Origin of the sequence: Methanolobus vulcani, assembly GCF_006546655.1 — an archaeon.
Classification (GTDB): Archaea; Halobacteriota; Methanosarcinia; order Methanosarcinales; family Methanosarcinaceae; genus Methanolobus; species Methanolobus vulcani_A.
Window position 1 is genome coordinate 63,818 of record NZ_VIAQ01000020.1, and the last position, 19,110, is coordinate 82,927.

Genomic DNA, 19,110 nt, shown 5'->3' on the forward strand with positions numbered 1-19,110 from the left:
GGTTTGTGGGATTATGAAAAACATACTTGTGATTGGTTTTAGCACCCGTAATATCGTTTTTTCCGGCTCAAGGGCCGGATACAACATGTATGCCATTGATGCTTTTTGCGATTATGACCTGCAACAATGTGCAAAAGCTTTTTCAAAACTGGATATTGGTGAAAGTTTTGATGCAAGCAAAATAAGCCTGAATGAGGTCACAGAGCTGATTGAAGGATTTGGTGTGGATTTTGACGCTATTATCCCCGGTTCGGGTTTTGAGACAATAGGGCTTGAAAGACTTCCATATTGGATTCTCGGAAATGATCCTCGGATAATGTCAGAGGTATCCGACAAACACTTATTTTCGATCTTTCTGAAAAAAAGAAGGATAGCACATCCTGAAACCGTACTTCTTCATGATATTGGAATGCTGGAGTTTCCGGTAATGGTAAAACCTGCTTGTTCAGGTGGAGGGATATTCAACATGAAAGTTGAAAGCCCGGAAGATCTTTTGCAACTGGGAAATAAGTTGAAAGAAGCAGGAATGCCACCGGGTAAGAGTAAAATTATAGCACAGGAATTTGTTGAAGGAATTCCTGCAAGTGTTTCGGTTTTGTCTACAAAGGACAGGGCTGTTGCAATTGCTGTTAATGAGCAGCTTATTGGAACAACCTGGCTTACTGGAATGCCGTTTGCATATTGTGGTAACATAACTCCTTTTGAGAATCCGTACGCTTCTGAAATGAAGCTTATTGCCGAAAACCTGATACTTGAGCTGGGACTTGTCGGTTCAAATGGTATTGATTTTATAATTACCGAAAGCGGACCTGTTGTTATCGAAGTGAATGCACGTTTTCAGGGAAGTCTTGATTCTGTTGAAATGGCAACTGATATCAATCTTCTGGATTCACATCTGAAGGCTTTTGAAGGAATTATTGACGTGCCTGCTGAAATTGAAAGTGAAAAAGAAAATGGCAGTGCAAATAAATATGCTGGGCGATGTATTTTATATTCAGACAGGAAAATGGTAATGACTGAAGCTGTCCGGGATATGTTGCTTGAAATGAACGTATGTGATGTTCCGGTTACTGGTCAGGTTATCGGGCCGTATGAACCTATTATATCTGTACTTTGTTCTGGAAATGATCGTGAAGAGGTCATCTGCGGGATGAAAGATAGCGTCATGTTTATACGTGAATCATTGAATTTACTTGAATCCTGAGTAATAAGCTCAAACTGGTACTTGATGTTTATATCGGACAGAATTTGCAAGCAAAGGTTAATATTTAAGTAAATTGCATTAAACATGCATATCATGAGGTGAAATTTTTTGATAGATTTGAATGATCTGGTTGTCAGAGGTTATCTCGTTCGGCTGGTAGGTGAAGACGGATTACAGATGATAGAGAATATGCCTGAGGGAGAGGTTACCGATGAACAGATTGCGGAAGCCACTGGTATTCTTTTGAACATAGTCCGAAGAACTCTTTTTATCCTTAATGAGCATAAGCTTGCAATATGCAGGCGTGAGCGTGATTCCAGTAGTGGGTGGCTTACTTACCTCTGGACACTTGATATGACCGACATAGGACCTCAGCTTCTTAAAGAGAAGAAAAGACTTGTAAAGAACCTCAGGACCAGGGTTAAGTTCGAAGAGGAAAATGTTTTCTATGCCTGTCCTGAAGGCTGTATTCGCATGAACTTCAATGAAGCTACTGAATGTGAATTCCTCTGTCCTTACTGTGGTGAGGATATGATGTATGATGACAACGCAGGATTTATCGAAAAGATAGAAAAGCGTCTTGCATTCCTTGACAAAGAAAAATGATCTCCCGTGAGGCTGCTCTTAATATCCTGACCGAATCAGGTTGCAATAAAAAAGTTATAGCTCATTGCATTGCAGTTTCTGATCTTGCTAAGGAAATAGCAGCCGGGATAAAATCCCAGGGAAAAGATGTTGATATAGATCTTGTGGAAATAGGTGGTCTTCTTCACGATCTTGGCAGAGCTCAAAGCCATGGGATTGATCATGCAATTCTTGGTGTAGAGCTGGCAAAGTCTTATGGTCTTGAACCTGGAATTCAGGAACTAATTAAAAGACATATTGGTGCAGGAATAACGCGGGATGAAGCAAGAGAATTGCATCTTCCTGACAATGATTATATTCCTGTGACTCTGGAGCAGAAGATCGTGGCCCATGCTGATAACCTTTTAGTGGGTACTGAAAGAATATCAATTGAAAAGAGGATCCATAAAATGGAAAAGAAAGGCATCGGCAAGGGGAGCATCGACCGTGTGAAGGCACTTGCTGAGGAAATTGGATTTATACCTGGCAAGGGATAAATATAAATATAAAAATTGCTAATGGGTAACTGATGCATTATCATGCATAGCGCATTTTTCAAATTTATTTTCTCATTTTTGTATGAGGTATATTAATGGTTAATGATAAACATTACAAAGGTACAACCACTGTAGGGATAGTTTGCAAAGACGGTGTTGTTCTTGCAACCGAACAGCGTGCAACAATGGGGAATTTCATTGCAAGTAAAACTGCAAAGAAGGTATACCAGATTGATGAAAAGGTCGCAATGACCATTGCAGGCTCTGTGGGAGACGCACAGCAGATCGTCAGGGTCATGAGTGTTGAGTCTAAGTTGTACAAAATGAGACGTAAGGAGTCCATGACCATTAAAGGTCTCACAACACTCTTATCCAACATGCTTAGTGGACAGAGGTACTATCCTTTGATGGTACAGCTTCTTGTTGGAGGATATGACAAGACCGGACCTTCAATTTATTCACTTGATGCCCTTGGTGGAAGTATAGAAGAAACAAAGGCTGTATCTACAGGTTCAGGTTCTCCTTTTGCATATGGTGTACTTGAGGACAGATACAGAGAGAATATGTCCACGGAAGAAGGTGTTGAACTGGCTGTAAGAGCACTTCACAATGCAATGAAGAGGGACTCTGCATCCGGTGAGAACATTGACGTTGTTGTAATTACAGAGGATAAATACACAAGACTTGATATGGAAGAAGTTAAGAAAATGAGGGAAGAATTCTAAAATAGGTTCGACAATCATTTAATTTCTCATTTAACTAATATTTTAAATATAGTTTTTTTAACTATATCATTTTTCACTTTTTTATAAGGAAGGCTGTTTTAATGGCGGTAGAAGAAGTACTATCTGATTTGAAGAAGAAAATAGAAGAAAAACTACCTAGCGGTACTACTATTTCTAGTGTTGAGTTTGAAGGCCCCCAGCTAGTTGTTTATACAGAAGAGCCTAAAAAGTTTGCAGATAACGGTAATATTGTCAGGAATCTGGCAAAAGCACTAAGGACACGTATTGTTGTACGTCCCGATCCAAAAGTGTTGATTCCTCCTGAGGAATCAATTGATAAAATATTGCAGACCGTCCCGGATGAGTCAGGTGTTTCTAATTATCACTTTGATCCTGATGTCGGTGAGGTTATCATCGAAGCAGAGAAACCAGGTCTTGTAATAGGAAAACACGGCGAGACATTAAGGGAGATAACTAAAAAGATAGGCTGGACCCCAAAAGTTGTGAGGACACCACCTATTAAATCACGTACTGTTCAGAACATACGTGAGTTCATGCGTACTAATCATAAAGAAAGAAAGGACATCCTCAAATCAGTTGGAAGAAAGATCCACAGGGGATGCACTTCAAAAGACGAGTGGGTAAGGGTAACTTCCCTTGGTGGCGCAAAGGAAGTAGGAAGAAGCTGTTTTATCATCTCAACTCCCGAATCACGCATAATGATCGATTGTGGTGTCAATGTAGGTTCTGATGACAACATGACTCCTTATCTCTATGTACCTGAAGCATTCCCTATCAACCAGATCGATGCTGTGGTACTGACACATGCTCACCTTGACCACCAGGGTCTTGTGCCACTTCTTTACAAGTATGGATTTGAAGGACCAATTTATTGTACACCTCCAACAAGGGATCTTATGGCACTGTTGCAGCTTGACTACATTGATGTAGCTGCAAAGGAAGGCAAGAGGCCTCCTTACGCTTCAGCAGATGTCAGGGAAGGGCTGAAACACACAATTGTTCTTGATTATGAGGAAGTAACTGACATCGCTCCTGATATCAAACTTACATTCCACAATGCAGGACACATTCTTGGTTCCGCAGTATCACATTTCCATATTGGAGATGGTCTTCACAATGTTGTTGTCACAGGTGACTTCAAGTATGAGAAGACAAGACTCTTCGATGCTGCAGTTAACAAGTTCCCGCGTGTTGAAAGTGTTATCATGGAATCCACATATGGAAATTCCAATGCAACACAGCCATCACTTCAGGAAGCTGAAAAGAACCTGCAGAACATTGTCACTTCAACTCTGAAGAATGATGGAATTGTTCTTATCCCTGCTTTTGCAGTAGGAAGGAGCCAGGAAGTAATGATTGTTCTTGAGGATGCAATACGTAAGGGAATCATACCAAATGTTCCTGTTTATCTGGATGGTATGATCTGGGAAGCAACTGCGATTCACGCAACCTACCCTGAGTATCTTAATAACGATCTGCGTAAGCTCATTTTCCAGAAAGGACAGAACCCTTTCCTTTCAGAATGCTTCAAGCCGGTTGATTCTAATGAACTTCGTCAGAAGATCATTGAAGAGCCACATCCATGTGTGATACTCTCCACATCCGGTATGATGAATGCAGGTCCGGTTATCGAGTATTTCAAGGCGTTTGCTGAGAATGAGAACAACACACTTGTTTTCGTAGGTTACCAGGCTGACGGAACCCTTGGTAGAAGGATACAGAAAGGATGGAAGGAAATCCCACTCTCAACAAGAGATGGTACTCATGTTGTTAAAATGAACATGAATGTTGAGGTTGTTGATGGTTTCTCAGGTCACTCAGACAGGAGACAACTGATGTCTTACATCCAGAAGATGAAGCCACGTCCCGAAAGGGTATTCACCGAACATGGTGATGAGCGTTCATGCATAGACCTTGCAAGTTCTATCCACAAGAAGAACAAGATGGAGACAAAAGCACTTACTAATCTTGAAACAGTACGGTTGGTCTAACCGTACACTCTTTTTTCAAAATATGGGTATTGAATCTAATTAGACATGTTTTTTAACTTAAATTAGGGGATAAATATCTGGCTTTTGACATCGTCATCATCATCTGACCATGTATACACATATGTGATGCTGATATCAAAATCTGATACATTGTACCAGTATTCTAATAAGGAGATTGATTCACACTGAACAAACCTTACAGGTACCTGATTGATACCTATTTTTCTTGCTTCAGTGTCATAAATTTTGTAAATTTCATTCATCTCAGAAGATTCAGGTTCAATGTCACTTGCAATCTCTATGTACCCACTTTTAATATTGTATCCACTAAACATAGTGGTGGCATTTTCTATTACAGGTAAATTTTTATCGACTATCTCATGTAATTCACTTAAATTATTCCTGTAGACTCTTTGTTCTTCACTCAAAGGGTATGGAAGTTTTCCATAGCTTGCATAAACATCTTCTTTATTTTCTTCTATTTGATCAAGGACATATGCAGCATGGTACAGAATAAGTCCATCATCGGCATAACTCAGATTTCCAAGAGGCATGAGCATGGTCTCGTTGCCAATCTCACCAAGAGCAAGTATTGATGACATCCTTACTGTTTTCTCTTCTTTTTCGTCCAGAGAAATGTTAAGCAAAAGTTCAGATGCATGGTCATTACCAATCGTTCCAAGGACTTTGATTGCATTTTTCCTTTTTTCGACTGTATTGCTATTATTATTGGTCACCTGCATCAGGGATGACACTGTATCATCATCACCAATTCCTGAAAGACTCTCCATTGCAGCATTCCTGATACTCTCATTTTCATGATCCAGATCATTAATAAGGGAGTCCATGGAACTGTCTTCAATGCAGCCGGACAATATTACCAACAGAGTGCCCAGAATCAATATGGTAGGATAATATTTCATGTAGGAATATAAAACATGTAAACTATTTACATTTTTTGAGCAACACATTTTATTTTTTCAATTAGGCAATATTGTCACTCAAATCTGTCAGGTAATCAATAAGTTCAGCATGGTTCTTAACAACAATATCTGCTTCATGAAGCTTTTTTTCATCAAGATAAGTTGGAATTCCAACACAAAATACGCCTGCATTCTTAGCGGATTCAACTCCAAGAGGTGCATTCTCCACAACAAGACATTCTTCCTTTCGCAGACCTAACTTTTCAATAGCCTTTTCATATGGTTCAGGATCAGGTTTGCCATTTTCAACGTCTTCTCCTGAGATAATGATATCAAATATTCCGGGATAGAATTTATTCATAAGTGATGTAACAATTGTCCTGTCGGCACCTGATGCGACAGCCAGTTTGAAATCATCTTTCAAGGAACTGAGACATTCATACATACCTTCAAAAGCTTCAGCACGGTTATTTTCAAGAAAGTGTGCTCTTTTCTTTTCCAGTATTTCAGTATATATTCCAGATTCCGGTGTCCTTCCAGCCCTGCCAAAAAAGATGTTGATGACTCCAACATGGTTTGAGCCTTCGATCTCATATATTTCTTCTTCTGTAACTTCAATATCATATTCTGCAAAAACTTCCACCCATGCTTTTGCATGATATGGCATTGAGTTAACCAGAACTCCGTCAGAGTCAAAAATGATTCCCTTGAACATGGGTCTTTCTTTAAGGTGTTTTTTGATAAACATTGTGGATGTTTCCATTGTTTATATCGTTAATTTTGACGATTCAGATTCTCATTATTTAACATATTATTGTTTTTTTGATTATTTTGAAACGAGTTATATATGCCATTCTGAATAAGAATTACATATAAAACTAATTCTCTTACTACTGTTATCATTTAGAAACACATATATAGCCTATAATTGTACTAAACCTATCTATTTTGAATAGGAGTACTAACATGAGTGAAAGTAAAAAAATTCTAGTACCATTATTAATCGCATTAATCATAGTTTCAGCTTTTGTTTCAGGCTGTGTGGACGAATCATCAACATCACAGAGTATTCAGCCACAGGAAGAAGCAGTAACTGAAGCAGAAACCGTAACTGAAACAACAACTGAAGATGTAACTGAAAAAGAGACAATAACTGTAACAGATTCTCTTGGCAGGGTAGTGGAAGTACCAAAGAACCCCGAATCAGTCATATGTTCAGGTGCTGGCGGCACAAGATATCTTACATATTTACAAGCACAGGATAAAATCGTTGCACTTGACAGCACCGAGGACAAAGTATCAGTTGGTAAAGCATATGCTATTGCAAATTCCTATTTTGAGGGATACCCAACATTCGGTCAATCCGGAAGTGAGAACCTGGAAGTGATAGTGTCCCTTGACCCACAGCCAGAAGTTATTTTCACAATGTATACCACCAATGGCTATGATCCGGATGAACTTCAGGACAAGACAGGCATTCCTGTCATAGCACTTAAAGAAGGAGATATGGTCCAAAACAGGGAAGACATGTACCAAATATTGCGCATCATGGGTGAAGTGATGGGGAAAGAGGACAGAGCAGAAGAAGTTATATCCTTCATGGATGCAACCATAGCCGATCTTAATGAACGTACTGAAGATGTATCTGATGCGCAAAAGATAACATGTTATGCTGGTGGCGTAGGATCAGCAGGCTCATATGATCTAATGAGTACAGACTCCTACTATCCTCCATTATACTTCATTAACGCTAAGAATGTAGCCTACGACCCGGCTGCTCCCAAAGTTGCAAAGGTCTCAAAGGAAAGCATATTGATATGGGCCCCTGAGGTCATCTTCATTGAACTCAGACCAAGCCAGTTCGAGGGTGAGAACTACGCACCATATCAGCTTGAAAATGATGTATCCTTAAACCAGCTTTCAGCAGTTCAGAATGAAAAAGTGTATGGAATGCTGCCTTACAAGTTCTATTCTCACAACCCTGACACAGCTCTTGTAGATTCATACTATACAGGAACAATCCTCTACCCTGATGAGTTTGAAGATATTGTGCTGGAAGATAAGGCAGCAGAGATATACGGATTCCTGGTCTGTGAAGGTGACGTGGAGAAAGGAATGTCAGTCTATGAGACCATGTTGACCATTTCCAGTACACCTGTATTCACAAGTTTAGAATTTGATTAAATAAAAAACAGTGAGAGGTGAACTTGTGCAAGGGGACATAGCCGATCAATACAAAGAACATACCGGCAGGAAAGCAACGTATATAACAGCAGGCCTGGCACTGGTCATAGGGATTGCAGTGATTGCAATAGGAATAGGCACTGTGCCTATTCCAGTGACAGACGTAGTAAGTACACTTGCAGGGCATAGTGTTTCAACAACCTTTGACAGTATAGTCTGGAACATACGCCTCCCGCAAATACTTACAGCTATTGTAGCAGGCGCCGGATTGGCTATAACTGGAGTGGTGATGCAATCGATTCTTCGCAACCCACTCGGTTCCCCTTTTACATTAGGAATTTCAAATGCTGCCGCCTTTGGAGCGGCAGTTGCGATTATACTCCTGAGTACTGGAAACACCACCAAAACAGGCATAAACATAAATAATCCCTACATAACAACCATTGCTGCATTCTTATCCGCAATGCTTGTTACTTTTGTTATCCTGATGTTTGCCAGAATCAGAGGCAACACATCAGAAACAATGATACTGGTGGGTGTAGCATTGGGTTCACTATTTTCAGCCGGGACAATGTTCCTGCAATACTTTGCAGATGAGACTCAACTTGCAGGCATTGTTTTCTGGACATTTGGAGACACCGCCAGAGCTAGCTGGAGTGAACTTGGACTAGTCACTGCAGTTGTTATTGTTGCAAGCATATATTTTACATTGAACCGCTGGAAATACAATGCCATAGATGCAGGCGATGATACTGCAAAAGGTCTTGGAGTGGATGTGGATAAAGTAAGACTCAGGGGAATGATGTGTGCATCCCTTGTGACAGCCACAACAGTTGCTTTTCTTGGAATTATTGGTTTTGTAGGACTCATCTGTCCTCACATGGCACGCCGCCTTATAGGAGATGACCATCGATTTCTTTTGATAGGCAGTATCGTAGCAGGCTCTTTATTGCTGCTCACTGCTGACACAGTTGCCAGAGTAATAATACAACCTTACCAGCTTCCGGTTGCAGTGTTAACATCATTTTTGGGAGCACCTGCATTTATCTACCTTATATTGAATGGGAGGAGAATGAGATGAAAAAACCTGATTATAGTATTGGAATTGACATTGGTTATTCATCTATCAAAATTGCACTTATCGATGAATCTAATAACATTGTTCATACAGACTATCTAATTCACAAAGGGAAAACCAGAGAATGTTTGAAAAAAATGCTTTCAGAGCTTTTACAGAACTATGATGCTTCCAACATTACAATAGGTGCAGTAACAGGCAGTGAAGGCGGGATATTAAGCACAGAACATAAACAGAATCATGTAAACAATGCTGCATCCCTCATCGAAGGAAGCTTGGTATTGAATGAAAATGTCCGGTCCATAATAGAGATTGGCGGTGAAACTTCCAGATACATAACTGGATTTGATAATAAGGACAAGTCATCAATCGAGATTTCAGCAAACTCTAATTGCTCAGCAGGTACTGGCTCTTTCCTTGAGGAACAGGTTTCAAGACTAAATATGAGCATTGAAGACTATTCTGCCTGTGCTGCAAAAAGAAAAGAAATCCCCCGAATTGCAGGCCGATGCAGTGTTTTTGCTAAAACGGACATAATTCATCATCAGCAGGAAGGTGTACCTGTTGAGAGTATTTTACAGGGACTTGCCTATGCACTTGTCAGAAACTACAAGGCATCAGTAATTAAGAAACTCCCGATCAAAAAACCCGTTCTCTTTGCAGGTGGAGTTGCTTACAACGAAGCTATTGTAGATGCAATGAGAAACATCCTTAAGCTAAGTGAAGATGAGTTAATTATCCCTGAAAAGTGTGGTAATGTAGTTTCAATTGGTGCTGCTGTGCTGGCAAAGGAACAGGCTCTGAAAATAGATATTCAAAAATTACTGAATAAACTTGAATCATCAGATGAAAAACCTGCAGAAACAGTAAAGGGCATAAAGTTGTCTGCACTTTGTCCTTTTGGTAGGGGAGATACAGATGGAAAACATGTCTGTGAACCAATTACGAATATTAATGGACAAAAAACAAACTGCTATCTTGGAATCGATGTAGGGTCCACCAGTACCAATCTGGTATTAATCAACGAAAATAATGACATTGTAGCTTACAGATATCTGAGAACACGAGGTGATCCTGCCAGAGCAGTAATGGATGGTCTTGCAGATCTGGGACACGAATTTGGAGACAGTGTACAAATAGCAGGTGCTGGCACAACCGGCTCCGGCAGATACATGATCGCAAATATGGTTGGTGCAGATGTCATAAAAGATGAAATCACAGCCCAGGCAAAAGCCGCATCAACAATAGATGATTTTGTAGATACGGTCTTTGAAATCGGTGGACAGGATTCAAAATACATAAGCATAAACAACGGCATGGTCACTGATTTCCAGATGAACAAAGTCTGTGCTGCAGGAACAGGATCATTTGTCGAAGAGCAGGCCAGCAAGTTTGATATTCCCATAGATTCTCTCGGGGATTTAGCCATGGAAGGTACTGATCCAGCATATCTCGGAGAAAGGTGTACTGTTTTTATCGAAACAAGTATTGCAACACATCTGGCTAAAGGCGCGAAAATAGAGGACATCTCATCAGGACTTTGCTATTCCATAGTCAAAAACTACCTGAACAGGGTAGTTGGCCAGAAAAAAATAGGCGATAAGATCTTCCTGCAGGGTGGAATAGCATATAATCAGGGAATAATAAACGCATTCAGATCACTGACTGGAAAAGAAATAATAATACCTCCGTTTTTCAGTGTGACAGGAGCCTATGGTGCAGCCGTTCTATCTAAAGAAGGAATGAAGCAGGTTGATTCCTCATTTAAAGGATTCTATATTGATAAGTCAGATATTCAATTTACCAAACCTGAAAAGCCGGAGAGAAAAGCCGGAAAGGGATCAGAATTCAAGAAGAGGATGAACAAGTTCTCATTTGCAGGTCATGATGCAAGCATGGATGAGAACAAAAAGACCATTGGTGTCCCGAGAGCCCTTTTTAATTATGGAGGAATGTTCTCCCGCTATAATATTTTCTTCAAAGAACTTGGCTTTAATATAATGCTGTCCAGTCCTACAACTGAAGATACCATAAGACTGGGACAGGATAATGCTATAGAAGAAACCTGCTATCCGGTGAAACTCATAAACGGACATGTTGCAGAGCTAGTCAACAAAAATGTTGATTATATCTTTTTCCCCAGCCTTTACACATCAGCTCATCCGAGGTCACCCAGTCGCAGGAGCTTTGGTTGTCCTTACATGCAGCTTGCTTCAAAGCTGGTTGATCAGGCAATGGAACTTGATAGTAAAGGAATTAAATTGCTTTCTCCCACAGTAGCACAAAGTTTCGGGGATGAATTCATGGATGAGAGCTACATGTCACTTGGGCTTCAGCTTGGGAAGAGTCCCGAGGAAATAAAGATGGCAAGGCAGAAATCCTACAAGAAGTCAGAAAAGATGCGTGAGGAAAGGAAAAAGGAAAGACAGAATACTATCAAAGAGCTCAGGGATGATGAAAAAGCTATTGTTCTTGTGTCAAAGATCTACGGTGTTGTGGACCCGATCCTGAACCTTGGAATTCCAGAAAGACTTGAAGAGATGGGATACAAAGTTCTTTCATTCAATAATCTTCCTGAGAATGACATCTCAGAAGAGCATCCCAACATGTTCTGGCCTTTTGGCCTGCATATCCTGGAATCAGCAAAAATTGTCCGGGAACATCCTAATATGCATGCAGTACTGCTCACTCACCATGGCTGCGGACCTGACACAGTTTTCTCACATTATTTCAGGGAATTAATGGGAGGAAAGCCATTCCTCAATATTGAAGTTGATGAACATTCATCTGATGTTGGTGTGATAACACGACTTGAAGCTTTCATTAACAGTATTGATTCAAAAGCAACACTTGATGAAAGCAAAATAGCATCATTCATTCCACATGGAAAAATTGAGACCGAGATATCATGTGTACCGGAAGATGCAGATATCTATATTCAAAACATGTATCCTTACTCAGAGCTTTTCTGTGAATTAATGAGACGTTCTGGAAGAAGAAACATGAAAGTAATTCCGGAAACAAGTACAAAAACCATAGACGAGGGAAGAAAACATACCGTTACCAACGAGTATTTCTCAATGGCTGCTCTGGCAGGAGATATACTGAGTATCCCTGGAATAAGAGAGACAAGCGCTGAGCAGAAGTTCTTGCTAATTCCACAAGCCGAAGGCGCTGAACTGGATGGACAATATAACCGTTTTGTCAGAACCATACTGGATGAAGAGGGACTTGCAAACATAGGAATTATTTCACCTTACGTGGAAGATCTTGTTTATCAGGAAAAGGAAGCCCAGGAATCTGTATTCCTTATACTGCTTGCAGGAGATATAATCAGGACAGCAGCTTCTGATAAAAGGGAAACTTACCTACAAGATATCAAAGAAATGATCAGAAATTATTCACTGAATATCGAAGCATTGAAGGCAATCTCAAATGAGATATCATCTGAATTCAAGCCAGAATCGTTCAAAAAATCAATACTTGCTATCGGGGAATCAATGATCCTATTCAATGATGTTTTGAACAATAATGTTCTCAAGGATATTGAATCAAAGGGTTATTGTGTTATGTATGCTCCTTTCAGTGAATATATGTGGCTTTTATGGAGAGACCACATTGACCAGTGTGCAACAGACAATAAGAACAGCATGCTCCTGAAACTTGAAATGTTCAGTGATTATATTTCAGAGATCAATAAGTGCTTATCAGATTGCAGTCCGTTTGATGAAAAAATCAATGGACTAGTAGAAAGAGCTGATAACAGTCTGGGATATTATGCCGGAGCATTTGGAAGATACAGGAAAGCAAAGATACTTGGTGAACTCAATAGCATTGATGCAATAATTACAGTTGCATCCATGTATGAGAATACGGGAATTTTGCTGAATGCAGTTCAGAACCAAAAAGAGACGGATCACGATAAAAAAAGACCTATTCTAAACTTAACGTTTGACGGTAATGCCAATGAGAACGATGATGTGAGGATTGAGACTTTCCTGCATTACCTTTGAATTGGTGAATAATAAGTAAGGGAAGAGGGAGAACATCAACTTCTTTCCAATATTCTGCTTTTTTGAAGGCTATTTTTCAAGAGAAAAAGAGATCTGTTCTTATTATCATAAATGTGAAAAATAAACTTTGATTATTCCCTTTTTTCTGCTTCTTTTTTGAATGCCCATTCCATCAAAGGTATCATTGCATCCCGGACTTCAATCCCGTCTTTTGTTAGTGAATACTCTACTCTAGGAGGAATTTCTGCAAAAGCTTCTCTTTCGATCAGTCCAAATTTCTCCAGTTCCTTTAATCTATCTGCTAATGTTTTCGGACTTATGTCTCCTAAATTATCCATTATTTCATTGAATCTTATTTTTTTGTGGTTTCCAATGATGGAGATGATCATCAATGCCCATTTTTTGCTGATTACGTTGATAACACCATCAAGAGGACACAAACAAATTTCTTCTCCTCCCTTATTTGCACAGTTAACATTTTTACAATGTCCATTACTTTCTTTCTTCATAGTTGATTCCTTTTCCATTACTGCCTATATTCATATAAACTTGACACGTTAAATACTTTTCAATTGATAGTTAGTATGTAACCTAAAGTAAATGGTGATAAGTATGTGTTGTGAACAAAATGAACATCATAAAAGTGAAATGCATCATGAACATTCTTCAACTTGCAACTGTAAATGTGGGCATTCAAAGCACGGGAATCTGGAAGAATATAAGACCAAACTTGAAAATGAACTTGCCATTGTGAATGAGAAGCTAGCAGAAATTAAAGGTGAATAAATACAAAAGATACAGAGAATAGGGATTTTTGAATATTTCCCCATCTCTCTTTAAATTTACTTTTCTATTACATTTGGAAAAGGTAGGTATCGAAGCGCAAATTAATAATCGATTCAACCACCTTGTTTCATTTCATTCCCACGCTCCTTCTACAATCTGTATAATTGTTATTCTCACGAATATTCCTCCATATATGGGTGACAGTAATCGCTGTAGACTATACATGAGGAAAACGTAATATCAGACCTGCCGGTTTGATAAGAGGATGGACCTGTCTGCCAATGAGAATGATGATATCAATATTCAGGATTTCCCATACTTTATACCGGAATTACAACTGAGACATTCTGGTAATTCTGAATTGTCACAGGTACTCCGTATACTTCCCTGATTATATCGGGAGTTATATCATCCATGCTTCCTGCAGCAAAGATAGTTCCATTCTTTAAGAACAGGAACTTATCTGAGTACCTGAAAGCAAGGTTCAGGTCATGCATTGTCATAATTGCCGATACATTCTCTTTTTTGACAACTTCCCTTACTGTATCAAGAATCTCCAACTGGTTCTTCAGATCAAGACTGCTTGTTGGTTCATCCAGCAGAAGAAGCTTTGGGTTCTGTGCAATTGCTCTAGCAATACCAACTTTCTGAAGTTCTCCACCGCTGAGTTCATCTATGTATCTTAATGCCATGTCATCAAGATTTAGTTTCTTGATGGTATCTTCAACTATCATTACATCCTCGGTTGATATGTTCCATTTGATGTGTGGCATTCTTCCAAGCAGGATAGCATCAAAGGCTGTAAGTCTTGCAGGCTCGCAGCGCTGTGGAACATAACCTAGTCGTCTTGCAATCTCTATCTGCTCAAGTTTAAGAACGTCCTCATCTTCTATAAGTACAGTTCCTCTTTTTGGTTTTAGGATTGCATTCATGCATTTGAGCAGTGTGGTTTTTCCAACACCGTTTGGTCCGAGAATTGAGAGAATTTCGTTCCTTTTCAGCTCAAACTTGATCTCTTTCAATACTTCCTTACTCTTATACTGGAATTCCACTCCGTCCACTTCAAGTATCATATTCTTCTCGCTCCTAAAATAAGATAAATAAATGTAGGTGCACCCAAAAAAGAAGTCAGCACAGCAACTGGCAACTGATAAGGTTCTATCATCATCCTTGCAGCAGTATCAGCACTGAGCAGGAGTAATGAACCAATGACAACACTTCCTATTATTAGGAAACGATGATCATCTCCTACTATCCTTCGAGCCATATGCGGACATATGAGTCCCACAAAACCTATGACACCAAGGAATGCAACTATTATAGCTGTTACAAGGGAAGCACACAACATTCCTCTCATTCGCACCTGTTCAACATTGACACCAAGTCCCTTTGCAGTTTCATCCCCGGCATCTATAGCATTATATTTCCACCGATTGATTGTGAAATAAATTATAGATAAAACGACGATTGCAGTGATAAGAGCCAGCTCACTCCAGCTTGCTCTTGAAACATCCCCAAAGGTCCAGAATACTATTGATGCAAGCTGTGTGTCATCGGCAAAATACTGTAACATCATAGTTCCTGCCGTAAAAAGAGAACCCATTGCCACGCCTACCAGAATCATAACTTCCGGTGATACTCCCCTGAATCTGGAAAATGCAAGTATTATCAAAGTCACTAAAAGGGAAAATGCAAATGCTACAACTGTAGTGATGTAAGGATTGCTAATGGTGACAGCACTACCAACATTGGTATGTGTTGCACCTGTTCCCAGCACCATTACCGAAAAAGCTGCCCCAAAGGCCGCAGCATTTGATATTCCTAATGTGAAAGGTGATCCCAAAGGGTTCCTGAGGATAGACTGCATCACAACACCGGCTACAGATAGACCTGCACCGGCTACAATGGCAGTGAGTACCTGGGGAAGACGTATGTCCCAGATAATACTATTCCAGCGTATTGAAACAGTCTCCCCTGTAAGTGTTTGTAATACTTCCAGAGGAGGAATGTCTACCGGACCCAGTGAGATCGACATTATAAGTACTAAAAATAAAAAAGCAACTCCTGACAGGATATAGGTAATTTTCCTGCCGGTGTGCTCTTTATACCTTCGTGCAATGTCACCCTGTATAGTGTCCATTCCTTTCACCAATTTCTTTTATTTCAGATTATATGTCTAGCTTGGTGAATGCAGGGATTCCATAAGAATTGATCATGGATTCGTAGATCTCTTTGCCCTGTTCGTCATCACCCTGACATACAAGGAATGTGTATATTTCTATGGTCTTACTTTCAAGGTCAACATCCTCATATTTGTCAGGATAGAGTGTCTGGCCTACGAAGTAAGAGTCTGCAAGCACTGAACCGAAATTGGTTGCGTATTTATTGAATGGTAGAACTCCATACACATTTCCATTCTCCACTGCTGAAAGCAGGGCATATGAATCATCATTCTGAAGCAGGCTAAGTCCACTTCTCTCTTCACCACATTCAATTGTATTCAGGTCAAGGAATAAATAGTCCGGATCCCACTCGATGATTTTTTCCTTGGAAACATCTGCAACATTGATGTCTTTATCACCGTATGCAACATTTAGTGCGTTGGTGAAAAGGAATGGCGGATATGTTGGTTCAGTTGACTGGAATCCCTGTGGTCCCCCTGCACGTCCAATTCCTCCTACGTAACATGTTGGCTTATCTTCATCAGCAATATCTTCTGTGCGTGAGTTCAGATCATTCAGTGCTTCATCAAAGAATGCAATTACTTCTTCAGCACGTTCTTCCTTGCCAACGACCTGTCCAATTATTCTGAAACTTGCGTCCAGATCCTCTCTGTTCTCAGCAAGATCTCCTGTATTGATTACAACAACAGGAATACCTGTCTTTTCCTGAAGTTCTACTGGGTCATAGCCCACTGCAGAATATGTCTTGATTATAACATCCGGTAGTGGATTAAGTGAAAGTATCTTTTCAGGGTCATCCTGACCTCTGGTTTCACCAAATATTGCATAATTTGTGGCAAACTGTGGATTTGCAAGTGAATATGGCTTTGCATCGGAGGCTGTACTTGTTGTTTCTGCTCTTTCAATGCCTACTATCATGTCTTGAGCTTCAAGGTAAGTAAGAAGTCTGAGAGCACCGGCTCCCGAGCAGATCACGTGCTCCGTGTTTTCAGGAATTTCCACTTCTCTTCCAAGAGCATCTGTAATTATAACTGTTGCAGCTTCTTCTTGTGTCTGTATGTTTTGCGATGTAGATGTGTCAGTGCAACCAGATATCAAAATTGAGATTGCTACTAACGCAAATAAAAAAATCATAAATTGATTCTTATTTCCTTTCATTTTTGTTCTCCAAAATAATAAATGTTAAAAGTGCTATGTAAAGCATCTATATATGTTTTACTTTTCATGATACTACAGAACAAAAACAAAATGTTTTTATCCTTTAATGCTAACACATGTCATGGTTATTGTAACGTGAGAGATGTGGAAGGCAATTACCTGAGCAGATACAACAAATGTATTGGTGTTTCAGCAAACACTCTCTCCTTTTAATAAAAACAAGAAAATCAGAGAACAGCTGGCTCAAGGAAATAAACCTAAAACCAGTTTAATTGGGTGTAATCTGCAATTAAATTCATATTTGGATAGGGTTCTGTCTTTGATTTTCTCATAGGAGAAATCACCATGGAAAAAATTATAAAAGTCATGCTAGTGTTGTCGGTTCTGACAGCTATGTTCGTAACACCGGTAAGTGCAGAAGCAACCTACAATATTCGAAGCACCGTATATGACAGCACAGATTCTTCAATAGATGTCGGAGATTACTACTGGGATGCAAATACTTTTTCAGGGTTTTTGTATATGATAAAGCCTGGACTTTCCAGTGAACTTCTTTATCTCCATAACAGTGCAAACTCTTCAAAGAGGATTCAACTTGATGATACTATTAAAGAAGGCGATCTTTACTACATAAGCAAACCTCAGATGAAAAAGACAAAGATAGCCGGTTCAGATGATGGTGGCACATTCATGGTCGATGATGTTGACCTTGAAAAATATTATCTTATGGGTTTCTTCGGTTCCAAGTATACTGCAATGCCAGAAGATCCTTCAGCACTTTCACAGGGCTGCAAGCCTGATAAGATCGCTAAGATCATGTTGGAAAGCGATGAAAAGAAAAACGTGGCATCTGGAGAGGAGTGGACACTTGCAGGTGGATGGACACTGGTTGTAGATCAGGTAGATGTTGACGGGGAAAAAGTATGGGTACACCTGAACTATAAAGGTGAGGAAATTGACAGTGGAGTGATCAGTTCCTCTGCAAATCTGACTAATATGGAAAGAACCTATCTCTACAAGGACAGCGATGATTATCCGGTATTCTACTGTACTGTTGAATCTATTTTCAGAGGCACTGATACAAACTTTGCAGTTTTCAAATATGTATTTCTTCGTGGTGACATCATCACAATTGAAGAAGATTCAACATACGGCATTTTTGATGTTGAAGGATTTGAAGTACCAGCTCTTATGAATAACATTAATTACGCAGGTAGTGCCGGAACTACTGTGCTTAAGACCGGCCAGGATGCTCTTGTGCTCACCAGCAATGAGGCAGTAACCTTGAGTGCTGATAAACAAATTGATCTGTATGGCGGGCTTTACCTTAAAACAGAAGAAGTCACTAAGAATCCATGTCTTAAAATGACACTCTGGAAGACATGTACTGCAAAAAGTCCAGCTACAACTACAACTGCGGCTGCAGCACCAGCTGAAGAAGAAGTTGTTGTAGTTGATATGGGAGAGGCAGAGGTAACAGAAGAATCCGAGGAATCAGAATCACAAGCCAGTACCACCGATGAAGAAACTGTTGAAGTAGATATGGAAGAAGCCACTCCTGAAGTTGAAAGTTCTGTCAGTACACCAGGTTTTGAAATAACTATTGGAATTCTGGGACTTGTTGGCGCTCTGCTTCTATTCAAACGCCAGCAATAAACACATTATAATAGGTAAGATCAACAGATCCACCTATTATTCATTTTATTTTAAGGACATCCGTACA

Annotated in this window: 16 protein-coding genes; 10 read left to right on the forward strand and 6 right to left on the reverse strand. The window is 39.7% G+C overall.

Going from position 1 to position 19,110, the window contains the following annotated elements; translation table 11 throughout:
- The first annotated feature begins 13 nt into the window (after positions 1-13).
- The 5 genes from FKV42_RS13185 (at position 14) to FKV42_RS13205 (ending at position 5,062) form a co-directional block, all read left to right on the forward strand.
- Positions 14-1,204, forward strand: a complete 1,191-nt coding sequence (locus FKV42_RS13185) for an ATP-grasp domain-containing protein (RefSeq protein WP_154810763.1) — start codon at positions 14-16, stop codon at positions 1,202-1,204.
- Between the two features lie 108 nt (positions 1,205-1,312).
- Complete coding sequence (locus tag FKV42_RS13190) at positions 1,313-1,810, forward strand: transcription factor (protein ID WP_154810764.1); 498 nt, start codon at positions 1,313-1,315, stop codon at positions 1,808-1,810.
- Positions 1,807-2,325: an HDIG domain-containing metalloprotein gene (locus FKV42_RS13195; RefSeq protein WP_154810765.1), complete on the forward strand. Its 519-nt coding sequence runs from the start codon at positions 1,807-1,809 to the stop codon at positions 2,323-2,325. Before FKV42_RS13190 ends, FKV42_RS13195 begins: the two co-directional genes overlap by 4 nt.
- Before the next feature lie 95 nt (positions 2,326-2,420).
- A complete protein-coding gene (gene psmB, locus FKV42_RS13200; RefSeq protein WP_154810766.1) occupies positions 2,421-3,050 on the forward strand; it encodes an archaeal proteasome endopeptidase complex subunit beta in 630 nt (209 codons plus the stop codon).
- A 101-nt stretch (positions 3,051-3,151) separates the two neighbouring features.
- Complete coding sequence (locus FKV42_RS13205) at positions 3,152-5,062, forward strand: beta-CASP ribonuclease aCPSF1 (protein WP_154810767.1); 1,911 nt, start codon at positions 3,152-3,154, stop codon at positions 5,060-5,062.
- Positions 5,063-5,124: 62 nt separating this feature from the next.
- Here FKV42_RS13205 and FKV42_RS13210 read toward each other — a convergent pair whose 3' ends face one another.
- Both FKV42_RS13210 and FKV42_RS13215 read right to left on the reverse strand, forming a co-directional pair.
- Positions 5,125-5,985, reverse strand: a complete 861-nt coding sequence (locus FKV42_RS13210; RefSeq protein ID WP_154810768.1) for a HEAT repeat domain-containing protein — start codon at positions 5,983-5,985, stop codon at positions 5,125-5,127.
- A 61-nt stretch (positions 5,986-6,046) separates the two neighbouring features.
- Complete coding sequence (locus FKV42_RS13215) at positions 6,047-6,748, reverse strand: HAD family hydrolase (protein WP_230375718.1); 702 nt, start codon at positions 6,746-6,748, stop codon at positions 6,047-6,049.
- 203 nt (positions 6,749-6,951) lie between these two features.
- Between FKV42_RS13215 and FKV42_RS13220 the strand changes: the two genes are divergently transcribed.
- The 3 genes from FKV42_RS13220 to FKV42_RS13230 are packed head-to-tail and all read left to right on the forward strand — an operon-like array spanning position 6,952 to position 13,260.
- Positions 6,952-8,169 (forward strand): iron ABC transporter substrate-binding protein, encoded by a 1,218-nt coding sequence (locus FKV42_RS13220; protein WP_154810769.1) that lies wholly within the window; start codon positions 6,952-6,954, stop codon positions 8,167-8,169.
- A 25-nt stretch (positions 8,170-8,194) separates the two neighbouring features.
- Positions 8,195-9,250, forward strand: coding sequence for a FecCD family ABC transporter permease (locus tag FKV42_RS13225; protein ID WP_154810770.1), 1,056 nt, complete (start codon positions 8,195-8,197; stop codon positions 9,248-9,250).
- Complete coding sequence (locus FKV42_RS13230) at positions 9,247-13,260, forward strand: acyl-CoA dehydratase activase (RefSeq protein WP_154810771.1); 4,014 nt, start codon at positions 9,247-9,249, stop codon at positions 13,258-13,260. Before FKV42_RS13225 ends, FKV42_RS13230 begins: the two co-directional genes overlap by 4 nt.
- Before the next feature lie 131 nt (positions 13,261-13,391).
- Here the strand turns inward: FKV42_RS13230 and FKV42_RS13235 are convergent, their stop codons facing one another.
- Positions 13,392-13,769 carry a winged helix-turn-helix transcriptional regulator gene (locus FKV42_RS13235; RefSeq protein WP_154810912.1) on the reverse strand — a complete coding sequence of 126 codons (378 nt, stop codon included), beginning with the start codon at positions 13,767-13,769 and terminating at the stop codon, positions 13,392-13,394.
- Between the two features lie 103 nt (positions 13,770-13,872).
- Between FKV42_RS13235 and FKV42_RS13240 the strand changes: the two genes are divergently transcribed.
- Entirely contained in the window at positions 13,873-14,046 is a 174-nt protein-coding gene (locus FKV42_RS13240) for a hypothetical protein (RefSeq protein WP_154810772.1), read from the forward strand.
- A 320-nt stretch (positions 14,047-14,366) separates the two neighbouring features.
- On the opposite strand, the gene FKV42_RS13245 is transcribed toward FKV42_RS13240, so the two are convergent.
- From FKV42_RS13245 to FKV42_RS13255, 3 genes are read right to left on the reverse strand one after another with little or no spacing between them, the layout of a single operon-like run.
- Positions 14,367-15,119 carry an ABC transporter ATP-binding protein gene (locus FKV42_RS13245; RefSeq protein ID WP_154810773.1) on the reverse strand — a complete coding sequence of 251 codons (753 nt, stop codon included), beginning with the start codon at positions 15,117-15,119 and terminating at the stop codon, positions 14,367-14,369.
- Positions 15,116-16,186 carry a FecCD family ABC transporter permease gene (locus FKV42_RS13250; protein ID WP_154810774.1) on the reverse strand — a complete coding sequence of 357 codons (1,071 nt, stop codon included), beginning with the start codon at positions 16,184-16,186 and terminating at the stop codon, positions 15,116-15,118. The genes FKV42_RS13245 and FKV42_RS13250 overlap by 4 nt, the downstream gene beginning before the upstream one ends.
- Positions 16,187-16,214: 28 nt before the next feature.
- Positions 16,215-17,327 (reverse strand): iron ABC transporter substrate-binding protein, encoded by a 1,113-nt coding sequence (locus FKV42_RS13255; RefSeq protein WP_230375719.1) that lies wholly within the window; start codon positions 17,325-17,327, stop codon positions 16,215-16,217.
- 405 nt (positions 17,328-17,732) lie between these two features.
- On the opposite strand from FKV42_RS13255, the gene FKV42_RS13260 reads away from it, so the two are divergent.
- Positions 17,733-19,043, forward strand: a complete 1,311-nt coding sequence (locus FKV42_RS13260) for an S-layer protein domain-containing protein (protein WP_154810775.1) — start codon at positions 17,733-17,735, stop codon at positions 19,041-19,043.
- The last annotated feature ends 67 nt before the right edge of the window (positions 19,044-19,110 follow it).

Excerpts from the sequence above, each read along its gene's own strand:
- FKV42_RS13245 (WP_154810773.1), bottom strand. The coding sequence starts at position 15,119 with ATGATACTTGAAGTGGACGGAGTGGAATTCCAGTATAAGAGTAAGGAA.
- FKV42_RS13250 (WP_154810774.1), bottom strand. The coding sequence starts at position 16,186 with ATGGACACTATACAGGGTGACATTGCACGAAGGTATAAAGAGCACACC.
- FKV42_RS13185 (WP_154810763.1), top strand. The coding sequence starts at position 14 with ATGAAAAACATACTTGTGATTGGTTTTAGCACCCGTAATATCGTTTTT.
- FKV42_RS13215 (WP_230375718.1), bottom strand. The coding sequence starts at position 6,748 with ATGGAAACATCCACAATGTTTATCAAAAAACACCTTAAAGAAAGACCC.
- psmB (WP_154810766.1), top strand. The coding sequence starts at position 2,421 with ATGGTTAATGATAAACATTACAAAGGTACAACCACTGTAGGGATAGTT.
- FKV42_RS13220 (WP_154810769.1), top strand. The coding sequence starts at position 6,952 with ATGAGTGAAAGTAAAAAAATTCTAGTACCATTATTAATCGCATTAATC.
- FKV42_RS13195 (WP_154810765.1), top strand. The coding sequence starts at position 1,807 with ATGATCTCCCGTGAGGCTGCTCTTAATATCCTGACCGAATCAGGTTGC.
- FKV42_RS13210 (WP_154810768.1), bottom strand. The coding sequence starts at position 5,985 with ATGAAATATTATCCTACCATATTGATTCTGGGCACTCTGTTGGTAATA.
- FKV42_RS13260 (WP_154810775.1), top strand. The coding sequence starts at position 17,733 with ATGGAAAAAATTATAAAAGTCATGCTAGTGTTGTCGGTTCTGACAGCT.
- FKV42_RS13235 (WP_154810912.1), bottom strand. The coding sequence starts at position 13,769 with ATGAAGAAAGAAAGTAATGGACATTGTAAAAATGTTAACTGTGCAAAT.
- FKV42_RS13205 (WP_154810767.1), top strand. The coding sequence starts at position 3,152 with ATGGCGGTAGAAGAAGTACTATCTGATTTGAAGAAGAAAATAGAAGAA.
- FKV42_RS13240 (WP_154810772.1), top strand. The coding sequence starts at position 13,873 with ATGTGTTGTGAACAAAATGAACATCATAAAAGTGAAATGCATCATGAA.
- FKV42_RS13230 (WP_154810771.1), top strand. The coding sequence starts at position 9,247 with ATGAAAAAACCTGATTATAGTATTGGAATTGACATTGGTTATTCATCT.